Annotated in this window: 8 protein-coding genes; 2 read left to right on the forward strand and 6 right to left on the reverse strand. The window is 35.7% G+C overall.

All coding sequences use genetic code 11. The features are described 5' to 3' along the window. Positions 1 to 25: 25 nt before the first annotated feature. Positions 26 to 3,304: a CHAT domain-containing tetratricopeptide repeat protein gene (locus tag QP953_RS13575; RefSeq protein WP_309555445.1), complete on the reverse strand. Its 3,279-nt coding sequence runs from the start codon at positions 3,302 to 3,304 to the stop codon at positions 26 to 28. Between the two features lie 386 nt (positions 3,305 to 3,690). Then, positions 3,691 to 4,287, reverse strand: a complete 597-nt coding sequence (locus QP953_RS13580) for a DUF255 domain-containing protein (RefSeq protein WP_309555448.1) — start codon at positions 4,285 to 4,287, stop codon at positions 3,691 to 3,693. 124 nt (positions 4,288 to 4,411) lie between these two features. On the opposite strand from QP953_RS13580, the gene QP953_RS13585 reads away from it, so the two are divergent. Together QP953_RS13585 and QP953_RS13590 are read left to right on the forward strand one after the other, a co-directional pair. Further along, positions 4,412 to 5,092, forward strand: coding sequence for an XAC2610-related protein (locus QP953_RS13585; RefSeq protein ID WP_309555450.1), 681 nt, complete (start codon positions 4,412 to 4,414; stop codon positions 5,090 to 5,092). Between the two features lie 236 nt (positions 5,093 to 5,328). Continuing rightward, positions 5,329 to 7,623, forward strand: coding sequence for a fibronectin type III domain-containing protein (locus QP953_RS13590; RefSeq protein WP_309555451.1), 2,295 nt, complete (start codon positions 5,329 to 5,331; stop codon positions 7,621 to 7,623). 76 nt (positions 7,624 to 7,699) lie between these two features. Here the strand turns inward: QP953_RS13590 and QP953_RS13595 are convergent, their stop codons facing one another. The 4 genes from QP953_RS13595 to QP953_RS13610 form a co-directional block, all read right to left on the reverse strand. Then, a complete protein-coding gene (locus tag QP953_RS13595) occupies positions 7,700 to 7,918 on the reverse strand; it encodes an HAD domain-containing protein (protein ID WP_309555453.1) in 219 nt (72 codons plus the stop codon). A 133-nt stretch (positions 7,919 to 8,051) separates the two neighbouring features. Continuing rightward, on the reverse strand, positions 8,052 to 9,284 hold the full coding sequence (locus QP953_RS13600) for a PD-(D/E)XK nuclease family protein (RefSeq protein ID WP_309555455.1): 1,233 nt from the start codon (positions 9,282 to 9,284) through the stop codon (positions 8,052 to 8,054). A 149-nt stretch (positions 9,285 to 9,433) separates the two neighbouring features. Continuing rightward, the gene (locus tag QP953_RS13605) at positions 9,434 to 9,889 is read right to left on the reverse strand and encodes a hypothetical protein (protein WP_052599026.1); all 456 of its coding nucleotides are present in this window, start codon (positions 9,887 to 9,889) and stop codon (positions 9,434 to 9,436) included. A gap of 38 nt (positions 9,890 to 9,927) precedes the next feature. Continuing rightward, entirely contained in the window at positions 9,928 to 14,898 is a 4,971-nt protein-coding gene (locus tag QP953_RS13610; protein WP_309555456.1) for a DNA repair ATPase, read from the reverse strand. Between the last annotated feature and the right edge of the window lie 29 nt (positions 14,899 to 14,927).

The raw sequence follows: 14,927 nt of genomic DNA on the forward strand, positions 1-14,927 counted from the left end.
AAGTAAATTAGTTCCTAGTTAGATTTTATACCAACTCTTTCTTTTTTCTTAGAGCTACAAAAATAGCAATTAAAGAACTCAAACCAACCAAAATCCCAATCCCAATACCCCAAGTAGAATAATTCCTTCTCCTAGAAATTTTGACCGATGTAGTATCTCCTAATTGAATAAAAGCCGACCAAAATGCAGGATGCCCTGCAAAGTCTTTCGCCAATGTTAAATAATCTAATTTTGCTTGTCTCAATGCGACATCTTTAGGCATTCCATCTGCAATGTAATGATAAAAATAGTTCATGATAACAGAAGTAGACTGATCATTAACTTGCCAAAGTGAGACCACAAGAGATGGCGTACCGGCATACATAAAAGAGCGCGCCAAGGACACAATTCCTTCTCCTTGTTCAAATTTTCCATAGCCCGTTTCACAAGCACTTAAAACAACTAAATCTGCGTTCAAATGCAAATGAGCTACCTCGTGAGCTTGAAGGAAATTATCTTCCAAGCTGTCCTTATTTTCTGTAAATGCTAATGAAGATAGCATGGGAACTCTAGGATGAAGAAGACCATGCATTGCCAAATGAATGACACCATATTCGTGGGCATGTTCTTTAAAAAAAGCTTCGCTAGTAGAATCATTGGTCAAAAACAATCCATCGAATACTTTGGACAACGTTTTGATTTCTGTTTTTGTTTGAGGCAATGGAACTAGAGAATGACGCATATCAAATATATTGGGCAAACGCAAATCTAATAGAGAGGAATCTACTTTAGGATAACTAGCAGCACAAGCAAACATTTGGTGATTGTTGTGGTTATTCGTCTGTTTGCGATTTTGTTGAATCTCTAGGTTTTCTTTCCAAAGAGTTGCAGAGTAGTTGTAACTAATATTATAATCTTTTACCAAATAGGGAAGTGAAGCATAATTAATTTTGCCTTGTGGTATTGATTCCAATAGAAACGCTTCAAATGGCAAATGTCCCAACTCGCCATCTGTGATAATAATTAAATTCTCTATCTCCTTACCTTGAAGTGCTATGGACAACATTTCCTTATAAAACCAGTACGCAGATTCTGTATATAGTTTTTGAGCAAGTTCAGATTTGTTAATGATATAATCGTAACGACTAAGTGCAAATCGTAAGGTTTCAATTTGTTTTTTCAGTTTTTCCTTCTTGACATCAATTGGAAATAGCTCTATACTAGTTGGACTAATCGCAAAGAGATACGTCATAGAGTCGGTGACGAAGTATTCCAACAGTAACGTTTTGGGAGCTAGAGAAGTTTGTATTTCTTTGGCATTTACTGTAATGTTTTCATATTTTAAATGATGATATTTGGGGTATTTGTCTTTAAGAGAGTTCAAGAACACATCAATTTCTTGATTAAGTGCATTTTCTTCCGCTGTAATTGCTATAGTTGTTTCGTTCGAAGAACTTTCTGCCTTTCGTTTTTTTAGTTGATCCTTTTTTTTCTGGAGTTTAATTTCTTTCAACACCAAAGAATCGGGTAAATCACCTAAGACTCTTGCTCGATTTCCTTTGACAGCATCGGCTAATAAAACGGATTTATTTTGTTCTGAAAAGCTAAAGGCTTCATCGTAATAAGTGGCATCATCCAGCATTAAGGCAGCATCTATACCGTATTTAACAAAGATGCTGTTGTTTTTTAACACTCTCAATTTATTAGCTTTTGCCGAAAAACTATTTCGGATATGCTCGTTAACCTGCATGGCCGCTTTGCAAATATTGTAATGGGCTTCTAGTTTTTGTTTGGATGTTTTGCCTTGTGTTTTAGAAATTCCTAGCAAATTGAATAACGACTTATTAAAAACGTGAGCACTGTTATAATCTAATTGAGATAGTTTCAAGAAGTCTTTAGGAGAAAGATCACGGCAACAGTTATGAGGCAGGTACAAAGGGGCAGTTGTATGAGAATCTGTTCTTTTAAAAAAATTAGGGAATATGGCTTCAAAATTTCTACTATTGGTAGCAATACTTGCCATACAATAAGCAAAAGCTGTATCAGAAAGTTGCATTTTTTCATATAAAATCGCCATATTGTTCAAACAGGTAGCGTAAGAAGGGTGGGTAACTCCCAAAGAATACTTATAAATATTCAAGCATTGTTGGTATAGAGGAATCGCAGTTGTATAGTCGCCAGTAGAACTATATAAGCTACCCAAGTTGTTTAAAGAAATAGCATAATCAGGATGCGTTTTCCCCACCGATTTTTCCCATACTTTTTGAGCCTCCAAGTAAAGTTGTTCTGCGGCTTCATACTTACCAATTTCATGGTATAAATGAGCTAAGTTATTGAGAGAACTAGCATAATCAGGGTGTTGAACCCCCAATCTTTTCTTTGCAACTCGGATGGATTGTTGATAGAGGGGTTCTGCTTCTTCATAACGCAGCATAGACTCATATAAGGAAGCCAAATTACTTAGGTAAGTTGCATATTTGGGGTGCTTTTCGCCAAAGGAAGCTTTGATAATTTCTGCCGCTTGAAACATTAGAGGTTCTGCTTCCTCGAACTTTCCAAGCTTCTGATACAACTTGGATAAATTATTTAAAGAACTAGCATAATCAGGGTGTTGCTCGCCAACCGTTTTTTTTCGAATAGCAGTAGCCTTCAACCAAAGAGGTTCAGCGGATTCAAACTGAGCCATTTGGTAATATAAGTAAGCTAAGTTGTTGAGTGCAAATGCATAGTCAGGGTGTTCTGCTCCCGCAGTACGTTTGATGATTCCTATGGATTGCATATAAATGGGCTCTGCTTCTTCGAATTTGCCAATTTGAATATATAAAGATGCCAAATTATTAAGGGCATTGGCGTGGGTAGCGTGATCTTCTCCTAAGTGTTGTTTGCTAAGTTGAATGGTTTGTTTATAGTAGCTTTCCGAAGCATCGTATTTGCCCATTCTAAAATATAAAATAGCTAAACTATTGAGCGCGCTCAAGTATTTGGGGTGTTGCTCCCCATAGAGTTCTTTTTTTACCGTAATTTGCTCCAAATAAATTTTCTCAGCATCGGAATATTGCCCCAACTGATTGTAAAAGAAGCCAAGATTGCCAAGAAATACACTATAGGTAGAATCCATAGAGCCAAATTCTGCTTTAGCTTTCTTGACACCTTGTTTTAGGTAAGGAATGGCTCCTGCAAAATTTCCTTTATTATATTCTAGCATCATCATACTATCAAGTTCTCCATAGCTGAGTGCTTGGAGTTGTATAGTATCTAAGGTTTGGGCTTGTAGGAATGAAAAAGAACCTAGGAATAGGGACAAGAGGACAAGGTAGCATTTCATAGTATAGGGACAGAAAAGGTAAAAGAATGAGTTGGGTAAAAGTACAAAAAAAGGGGGATATATGGAAAAAGACGGGGGAAGTCTTAATATTTTGTTCTTTTTTATTTGTTTTTATAGCCTTTTATGGAGGTGTTAATTTTATGGTGTTTTACTCCGCTGGAAAATCGTATTAGTTTACTTCGTGAGCGCTTTGCTTTTAGTTAACTACGCGGTTTTAACGAAGTAATGGTGGATGTAGGAATTAAGAAAAAGCAAAAAGTCTTTTTTTTTAATTGCTAAAAAGCTTTATCATACTGATATGATTAGTTTGTCTAATCAATTTATTATCAACAGATAAAAGGCTACTAGCAATTTCTAAGCGAGAGAAAGTGTTGCAATTCAAACAATTATTTAGCTTTAGCCGCAGCCTCTTGTTGTTGCTGTTGCAATTTAAGATTTCGTTGCCACTGAGCATGAATATAATTATGGTAATGTTTAAATTCTTCTCCAGCAAAGAAAATTAGAGTTCCAAGCATGGGTTCTACATCTTTGTAGCCCTTTAGAATATGCAAACGGCTAAAATTAGCATCCAAAATAGCATAAGAAGGGTAGCTCAATTGCCCTTCCAATAAGGAATAGGCAAGGATGTGTACTTTGCCTCTAGCGCCTGTTTTTTTGAACGTTGGCTCTGAATTCATAAATGTTGTGCCATTAAAAACAATTGTATCCATACATTCCGCATCAAATTTGACCGCATAATAATTGCGATTCATATAATCTACAATTGTCGGATTGGCAAATGTAGAAGCATCCATACGTTTACACCATCCACACCAATCCGTATAAAAATCAATAAATATTTTCTTCGGTTTTTCATCCTTTTTAGCTTGGGCAACAGCTTCATCCCAAGTCATCCATTTAATAGTTGCGGTATTGGCAGGTGCTTGTGCAAGTGAAAAATGCATTAAAAGTATACATGCAAAGAATGGTAGTAATTGTTTCATATCTGATTTTTGTTTTTCTATCAACAAAATACAACAATCCTTTTAAAATTGAAGATTTATTCTGTTTCTTAACGTTGTGTTAAGCTTAACTATATTACAACCAACTTCTTTTAAATTTGTAGAAATGATAACAAAAAACACCTGTTACGCCGCCATTTTTTCAACAGTAAGTCTATTGGCTTGCAATCCTTCTGAATCCACTCAAGAAACAAGTACTAACACTCCAGCAGATACTATAGCAACGGAAGTAGAAATAACAAAAAATACAGCACAAGAGGACCCTGAATTATTGGTTTTTGAAGGCAAAATAACCACAGATAGAGCAAAAGAATCTATCTCGAAAATTGATATTCATCTTCAAGGAAAGACAAGCATCTTTCAGACCTTAGATGACTTAGAATTACCGTATGAAGAGGATGGTCCATCTATGCCTACTTTTGAAGATCTTAATTTTGATGGATTTCCCGATGTAAGAATTCCTAAGGCCATAGGGAATGCCAATATTTATTATGCTTATTGGATTTATAACCCTGCAACCCAACAATTTGAAGAAAATACAGACATGGATTTATCGCTTCCAAGTATTGATACTCATAAAAAGCAGATTTTGTCTTTTGAACGAAACTCAGCAGCATCTTATGTTGAAACAATTTATGAATATCAAGAGGGCAAATTTGTTGCCACCCGAATTGAAAACAAGGATTATATTGACGAGAAACGTTACCAATCAGTTATTCAAGAACGTCAGACAGATGGTACGATGAAAGAAATACAGAATAAGCTTGTAGAAGATATCGAAGGCTAAATTTTAAGAATACTATGAGTTATTATTTGAAGCTTGATAGATAGTAGATTATGTTATTAAAGCTACTTCTATACAAGTATCTACAAATATATATGATTGCATTCTTTTTTTTGGAGGAATAGTATTTGGGGAAAGAGAAAGTATATTACCTGCTTGCCTTTTTGTCAGAAAGATGGGCAGTTCATGCAATACGACTATTGCGTGGATCTATAACTTACTTAACACAATCTAAAAAAATGCAATACTTTATTTTATTTACTACGCTTTTTATATCTTTTAATGTTTGGGCAATTAATCCACCCAACAATATAGCTCCGTCTAATGGAGCAATGGGACAGCCAACAAGAATAACCTTGGACTGGACTTCTGTTGGAGGAAATACGGGTTATCTTTATGAATTGGATACAACACCAGCATTTAACTCTCCTTTGCATACAATAGGGAATGCTAGTGGATCAAGTGTTACTTTGGTAGATTTGTATTTTGGAACAACATATTATTGGCGAGCAGCAACCAAAGGACCTATTGATACTTCAGCATATAGCACGACATGGAGCTTTACTACAAGCAATACGTTACCCTATGTTTCTCCTAGCAATGGTGCACAAAATCAATCTACTACTACTACTATTGATTGGGCGTATATATCAGGAGCTACAGGATATATTTATGAGGTAGATACAAGCCCAATATTTAATTCTCCTTTGCGTGAAATAGGAACAACTCCAGCAAATAGCTCAGGAAGAGTTTTAGCAAATCTTTACTTTGGAACGACTTACTACTGGCGCGCAGCGGTAATGAATGCGAACGATACGTCTAATTTTGGATCGACATGGAGTTTTACGACAAGAGATGGCGTGAATAATGTTTCTCCTAGCAATGGCGCGCAAGGATTGGGGACAACAACAACAATAGATTGGTCGGCAATGTCAGGTAATAACGGATATATTTATGAAGTAGATACGAGCCCATCGTTCACGTCACCGTTGTATGTGTCAGGCAATTCAGGAATCAATTCTTCAGAGCATACGTTGTCAAATTTATACTTTGGAACGACTTACTACTGGCGCGCAGCGGTAATAAACACAAACGATACGTCTAACTTTGGATCGACATGGAGCTTTACGACAGGAGATGGTGTGAATAATGTTTCTCCTAGTAATGGCGCACAAGGATTGGGGACAACAACAACAATAGATTGGTCGGCAATGTCAGGTAATAATGGATATATTTATGAAGTAGATACGAGCCCATCGTTCACGTCACCGTTGTATGTGTCAGGCAATTCAGGAATCAATTCTTCAGAACATACGTTGTCAAATTTATACTTTGGAACGACTTACTACTGGCGCGCAGCGGTAATAAACACGAACGATACGTCTAACTTTGGATCGACATGGAGTTTTACGACAGGAGATGGTGTGAATAATGTTTCTCCTAGTAATGGCGCGCAAGGATTGGGGACAACAACAACAATAGATTGGTCGGCAATGTCAGGTAATAGCGGATATATCTATGAAGTAGATACGAGCCCATCGTTTACGTCACCGTTGTATGTGTCAGGCAATTCAGGGATCAATTCTTCAGAACACACGTTGTCAAATTTATACTTTGGGACGACTTACTACTGGCGCGCAGCGGTAATAAACACGAACGATACGTCTAACTTTGGATCGACATGGAGCTTTACGACAGGAGATGGTGTGAATAATGTTTCTCCTAGTAATGGCGCGCAAGGATTGGGGACAACAACAACAATAGATTGGTCGGCAATGTCAGGTAATAACGGATATATTTATGAAGTAGATACGAGCCCATCGTTCACGTCACCGTTGTATGTGTCAGGCAATTCAGGAATCAATTCTTCAGAACACACGTTGTCAAATTTATACTTTGGGACGACTTACTACTGGCGCGCAGCGATTATAAACGCCAATGATACGTCTAACTTTGGATCGACATGGAGCTTTACCACACAATATCAATTAGTGGCAGCACCTTTATTATCTAGTCCACTAGATGGCGCTTCAAATATTCCTGTAGCATCCATTCAATTGGTTTGGGATTCTATTTCAAATACTAGCAATTATCAAATTAAATATAGTACTAGTAGCAATTTCACAACAGGAGTTCAAGACGTGACAGCGACTCAGCTAAATACAACACTGTCTAATCTTAGTGGGAACACAACTTATTATTGGAAAGTAAGAGGTCGCAATAATGCAGGGCAGTCGCCATGGTCTACAGTATGGAGTTTCACAACAGAACCTGTTACGACAGAGGTATCTAAATTTGAGTTACAAGGAGCAATGATTTACCCTAATCCTGTGGGAAAGAACTTGTACTTAAAAGTAGAAAAAGATGCTACTTATCAAGTGAAAGTTTTCAATTTAGAAGGAAGAATAATGTTCCACGATGAATTAAATGGTACACAAGCTATGTATGACGTTACCTCTTTGGTAAGAGGAGTTTATTTCATAGAAATAGTACATAAAGACAATGTGAAGACATTAAGATTTATTAAAGATTAGAATTGATGGAACTAGCAGAGTTGTTATAATAGAGCAACTTTGTTAGTTCCTAATATATTGGTGTAACGAGAAGACCTCAAAGGGAAAGAGATAATTTTTTTAATGCTTCTATCCGTTTCTCTTCATCAAATCCTTTTAAATAACTGGTCAAAATTAATTGAGATTTTAATTGGGGAGCCAGACCATTTAACGATTTATCATCGTCTATAATCAAAAAATGAACTGGTGATTTCTGTTCTAAAAAGAATTCAATCTCTTGTTTTCTACTTTGGTGATCTTGAGAAATAGGAAGCATTTTTATTACGTTCTTAAGTTTGTATTTTGAAATTGACTATAATTTTATTTGTCGTTAGAGTTGCTGATGGTTGATAAAGTATATTTTATTTTACTACTGAATCTCCCTAAATAAAAAATAGAAATGTACGCTATTACTCTTCTCCAAGTGTATCGAATAGAAAGGTTGATACTTGTGTTACAATTTGGGTAACTGTATTTATTCTAATTTCAGGATTGATTAAATTAAAAGTATTATCTAGTGAAAAGTCTTTGATAAATAGTTTTTCTCCATTTTCAAATTCAAAATCTTTCCACCAATAAGTTGTTGCCTCTTGTATTTGGCTCTGATCCTTTAATATTTTTAATTTTTCAGAATATTTTTCAGAGAGATTTTCTTTTTCGACTCCCCAATATAGAAAGCTATCTTTTTCATGCCAAATAAAAGCTTTATAACCATTATTGTTTTCGAAATATAGTCCGCAACTTTCTTCCGCTTTGTTATAATTGTAGTGTGCAATATGCGTTATTCCTTCTAAGCAAGATTTAACTGAGAAATGAAACTTGTCGGTTAGCTCTTTTTCTAATTCTACCCAAAAATCATGTAAAGTATGCCATTTGACATGATCAAAATTATCCAAAAGATACTTAGTCGCTCTTAAAGTTTGTTCATTTGTGCCAATAGTTTCTTTGATTCGTATTCTTTCTTTAATCTCTGTATCGTCATGAGTCATTTTTTGTATTAATTTTTTGTACTGCAATATTGATTCTCTTAAAAAAGGCTTTTCTACAGCCATAGGTAAACATAGATTTAGCCAGTCAATGATTATTTGCTCATAGGCTAGACATTTCCCATTAATATTTTCAAGAATCTTATAGTCACCTAAGCTTTCTGAAGATGGAAGATGACCATCAAGGGTAAGATAGTACGTTCTTATCTGTGTTTTAGGGATGTTTTCAATTTGTAATATGTGGTTAAAATATCTTTCTAATTGCCCACCTTTTTCATTATTACTATCACCAGCATATATTTTATTTTCTATAATTATTGCATGCTTGGAGGATCTATCAATGATTAAAATATCAATGTTTGCATTTTCTTTTTTATTCCATTCTTCTGGATAAACAATTGCATTTTGAAAATGATTTTCTTTAACTATTTCATCTTGAAGCAACTTTAGAAAGATGAAAAGAAAAGTGTTGCCTTTCCCATGGGAGGCAAATGGGTCTAATAAATTTGCTATAAAACGAGAATGAAGCCTTTTTTCTTCATGATTTTTATAAAGAACAGAAAAAATATTAAACTGTTCTTCTCTTTGCCTTAGTATATCGTATTTAGTTTTAACTAATTCAATTTTCTGAAGAGTATGTTTGAAATGATCTTTCATACAGTGATAAGTGTATTTATAGTATTATCAAAATTCAGAGAAGAAATAGTTTGTAACCGCTTCATTTGTATGACGACTATTTTATAATACATATAAACGAAACGGTCACAAATTAAATGTCTAATTTATTCTAATGGCGCGATCTAAACCTAGAAACCTGCCATTGCTGTCAAAAGACCAATTCCTAGCATAACCGCATAAAAACCAAGGATAATTGCCATGGTAACGCCCACAAATTTGAAACAAGCTTTTAAGTTTTCAAAACCAGTGGTCACTAAGTCGCTAGACGTGTTTTCGATACCTCGTTTGGTAAGAACTGCAAAGCGGTACAAATAAAGTGTGGGGAAAAAATAAAATAAAGCCAGTATTAAATAGATTAGCATCATCATCACGGGCATGCCTCCAAAAGGACTATCAAATCCTCCAGGCGCAAAACCAATAAAAAGAATAGCAATTGCAACTATTACCAATAAACCAATACCGACAAATCCAACAATTGCTAGAAACTTAGCCCACTTGCAGGCGGTTAATAAAAATCCCTTAGATTCGTTGGTGATGCTTAATTCAGTGTTCATGCCACTGTCTAGTTGTTCTGTAAAACTCATGGTAAAATAGGTTTGATGAATAATATTAATAAATAGTGTTACTTTTTTCTAAAGCTAATTCCACCCGATTTTTTTGCAGGTTTGGCATCACTAATGGTTGCCCCTTTTTCAATTCCTTCTTGAATAGAGTGGTGAATATCTTTTAAATGCTCGGAGAATTGCGACAGTTGAGCAACAACTTGAACCATTGGATCGTTTTTGCTACCTTGAAGCATTCTATCCTTGTTAAAAGCCTTTTTAATTTGCTCCCAACGCAATGCTTCTTCTTCTGTCAAGGCTCCAATCATCTCCTTGAATTTTAGCATATTGGATTCCGCACCAGATGTCAGAGTCTGAGATTCTCCTTCGTAATGAGAAATAATCAATGTTTTTAACTCTTGATCATTCGTAATTGGCGTAACCTTTTCTGCTAATTTGTTCATGTTTCGATAAGAACCTTGTAGTTTGAATGCAGGTTCTGTGCGATGAGTATCTTCCATTGCCGCAGAGCGAATATATTCCAAATTTACTTTGAGAATAGCATCTCGAATTGTTAACATTCTTTTGATAACTTCTACATATTCGCTAATCTCTTGATTGGTATGATTGCCTTCAAATTCGACGCCTTCTCGACTTCCTGTTTGAGCAATTTTAACGACCGAATAAATATCTTTGGCACTCTTGGCAGACATTTTTTGAAGAATGGCATTCGATGTTAGTGAATTTTCAATATAACTTAACTCAAAGACATCTTTGGTATCTCCAATAATATCTCCTAAATTATAAATATCCGAACGGTTGGCTAACATGTCTGGTACTTGAAACTTATCGCCACTTTCTGTATATGGATTACCAGCCATAACCACACAAACTCGTTTTCCTCTTAGGTCGTATGTTTTGGTAATTCCTTTATAAATTCCTTCTATCTTACGTTGCCCATCGGTTAAGGAAATGAACTTTTGCAAAAACTCAGGATTACAATGCTGAATATCATCAAGATAAATCATGATGTTGTCGCCCATTTCCAGTGCCAAGTTGAGCTTTTCAAGTTCTTTGGCTGCCGCTGCATTATTAGCCTCTCTTGGATCTAAAGAGATGACATGATGCCCAATAGCAGGACCATTAATTTTCATGAAAATTAAGCCTAAGCGATCTGCTACATACTCCATCAAGGTTGTTTTACCATAACCAGGAGGCGAAATTAAGAGTAACATACCCATTCTATCCGTACGAGTTGTGTCACCCACTGTACCAATTTGTTTCGCCAAGTTATCACCAAAAATAGGGAGATAAAGTTGATCAATCAGTTTGTTTCTAACAAAAGAACTCAAGACCCTAGGCTGGAATTCACTCAGTCGCAATTCTTCTTTAAAATCATTGGCCAAGCGGCGTTTCATCTCTACAAATTGCTCGTATTGGGTAACGACGCTACGAGTATAGTGATCTAATTTTTGCATGAATTCATTGTAATTTAAATGGTACGTACCACCTTTCCCTACAACGTTATGCGAGCCGTGGAGCCCTGTTATTTCTTGTTGCGTTTTGACATTAACAACATGACTTTCTTGATAGTTCTCAGTAAGAATTGTTGTTACAACTTCATTGACATATTGTGGGAAATCTGAATTTTCACTTTGCTCCACAAAAGCATTGAGCCATTTTTTAGTCAACTGATATTGCTCTACTAAATTATTATCTAAAGATTTAAGTGCTGTAGTAAAATGTTTCATAGCGTTCTTTTTTTCTAAGAACTCTTGGAAACCAACCCACAAATCATGAGCATCTCCACTAACAATAAAATGATCTTGCCTAGAGATTTCTTTAAATAAGTAATGTGCTGCTTGAGGAGCCAAATGCTTTTCAAAAAGCTTTGTTTGAGTAGCAAAAGCGGTTAATTCTTCCTCTAAGTTGTGCAACAAAAAGTCAAATTCGTGTGTTTTGGGGAATACTTGTAAAATTATCCCCGCACTTTTTAATTGTTTATTGAACGTAGTTTTATTTTCCTCAGATATAAATTTAGTCCAATATAAATTTGCCATAGCCCGTGCATCTGCATCAAAAACTAATAAGTCAATGTGCTTGGCTAGATAGAGTAGTGCTTCTAAAATTTTTGAGGCATCCAAATCATGAATTCCTTTGCTATAACCTTCTTCTTTAGTCGCTCTTTGATTAATCAATTTTTGCACAAAAGGCAATACTTCTTCAGAAATTAAGTCAGCATTTTCTTTTTGTAGTTGTCTAAAGCCAACATAAGCCAAATATTCGGCACGATACACGGCATTATTTTCTGAAACAATACCTTGTTCCCAAACATCTTTGGTTTTTAAAAATTCTTCATGCACAACTTCTTCATAAAAACCAGTACCTGTTAGATGATAATACATCTTACCATCCTTTAAGGTCATAGACAAACCCAATTTTTGTTTGTTGACAGAAAAGAAATGCCTTCCGAACTTAATTGAATTTCCATCGCCAGAAAATAAATCTTTCTTATCTCGAAGCTGACGGATTGTATCTTCTTTAATTGTTTTAAGCTTGGTTTGAATATCATCGGCTTTATTGGTATCTCCCAATTCCACCAGCTTTTGGATGGTATCTCGTACCTTTTCAATCATCAAATCAGAGGCAAAAAAGCCATTGATTTCATTTACTTCCTTGAAGTTCTTAGCCCTATTTTGAATGCCTTTTAGATTGCGCTCAGCAGCACTTTGTAGGGCAGAGGTTCGTTTGTTGATAGATTCAATAATAGACAAACGGCGAGATTCAAAGGCACTGTTGATTTCCTCTCTTTTGTCAGCTATTTTGACAATAAATTCATCAAATTCTGCAAATTTACTTTCCAGTTCCTCAATCTGAATCATCATTTTGGTATAATACTCGTCGCATTTGGCAACGGTATCAGCAATATCTAGATAATTGATCAAACCTTGGTCTAACAACTTAGATTGAGCAGCAAACTCTGCTACGGCTTCGGCTCCTGTCAAATCTCTCAAACGTCGTTTGATAGCAGCTTTAGCCTGATTGAGCGTAGCAAAAATACTGGTAATATTATCAATAATACGAGTAGTTTGCGTTGGGTCATCAATCTTAAGATTAGAAACAATTTCTATCAACAATTCCAGCTCTTTTCCAATGGCATCAATACGATCTTCGAGTTGCTTGCCTTGTCGACCTGTTTCTACCTGTTCAATCTCATCTTGCGCTTCTGAAACACGCTCTAGGTAAGGTTGTAGAGCATCATCTTTTAATAGAAAATCGACACACTCATTAGACAATTTGGCATTGATTTCTGCGGCTTGGGTTTCCAGTTCTTCAATGAGTGGAATATCTGTATAACGCAATTCTCGCAGTGAAATAACCTCTCCTCGAATAACCCTCAAATCTGCCAAGTGCTGTACGAATTGGTCAATTTTTAAATAAGAAGTAGAGTTAATATCTTTGAATAATGCGACTGCTTTTTTTTGAGTTGCCCGAATAGCCTCCCTAGTACTTTTTTTGATGCTTTGGACTTTTTCAAATTCATCAATAGCCGTATTAGCAGATGTTTTGATGGCACTCAAAGGCTCCCCCAAATTAAAAGCTTCCTTATTGTTAATCCAATAGTAAGAATCTAACAATACATTGGCTCGCTTATTTAAGTCATAATATAAATCATTGTATGTATCGTCTTTGCCCAAAAGACTGAGTAACTCCTGAGCTTCAGCCATCGCTCGGACAATATCTTTATTCGATACTTTGTATAGGAAAGAGTCCGTGTATTCTGACGGAATGATTTTTCCTTTGATATAAGGCGTTTGCCAAATTTGAATTAAATGATGGGATGTTTTAGCCTCTTCACTTCTAAAGTAGCACAGTTCTCCATTAGGAAACAAGGTGTAACCATGACAAACAATAGGAGTGTTGACCGTTTGTTCGATAACATTATAAGACAACAAAATATACGAACCATCCGAAGGATTGTGAAAAACATAGAGGTGATCTTCTCCATTAGGAGATTGGATACGACGTTCAAACAGATTGCCCGTTCCAGAGGTTTTGTCAAACATTTTAAAGTCACCTGTTTGCAAATAAAATCCATTAGAAAAAACCAATCCTTGTTTGCCTGGTAATAATACGCCTGAGTTTTCCAAAGCATCAACCCGTTGAACGGTTTGCAATTTTACATTATAAATAAAATATCGAAAATCTTCTTGGTAAGGCTTAATTCGGATGGCAATAAGATTGTCCAAATCGGCATAACTAACCGTTGCATCGCTAATTTTTTGATTGGCATGCTTAACATCCTCTGCATAGATGCCTTTACCTGTATCGGTATTGTCTTCAATCTTGATGGTTAGATCGCCACCAACTGTTTCTACAAAAACTTTATCTAAAATAGAAATATGGGGGTGTTCACCTTGGCGATACATTTCTAAGCGAACCGATTCCCATTTAAATTCAAATTGATCTGGATAGTAATACTTTTTATCACCAGGGCTCGCATCATAAATTAATCTGTCCCCCTTAATTTCCCATTTAAAAGTTTTCTCGCTATTCCCATCTTTAAAAACCATGTAGAAGAAAGGATCGTTTTTATCCTTTGCAAATTTTAGAAAATAGACCTCTTTAGAGTAGCGGTATAAACTCTTAAAATCAGAGACAAATTTTTCATTGCCAACCGTCAATAAATCCAAATTGGTTGCTTTAAAACTATGGTCGTCCTTAAACTCATAGATGCTAAAAACATCTTTTAGCTCAATATCTTTGAGCCCCATTCGGATGTTATAACCAAAAATACAGGTATTGTTTAAAGCAAAAATATCTCTGGCGATGCATTCATGTTTGGTTTCAATGCGTTCGTTGCTAATAAGTTGCATTTCAATGGAGCCAAATACTTTTTTGCGCTCAGCATTCAACTGCTCCAAACGTTGTCGAAGGTCATCACCACTCTTGTTAAGCCGCCCTTTGATAATCTCATAGGTGCCACTTTCCAATTGCGTATTTTCCTCTTTTACTTCTACTTCTTCTATGTTTTTATTGTCATCAGCCATGATTGAATTGTTTTGTGTTGGGTTGTTTT

The sequence above is a fragment of the Aureispira sp. CCB-E genome (assembly GCF_031326345.1).
In the GTDB taxonomy this organism is placed as follows: domain Bacteria; phylum Bacteroidota; class Bacteroidia; order Chitinophagales; family Saprospiraceae; genus Aureispira.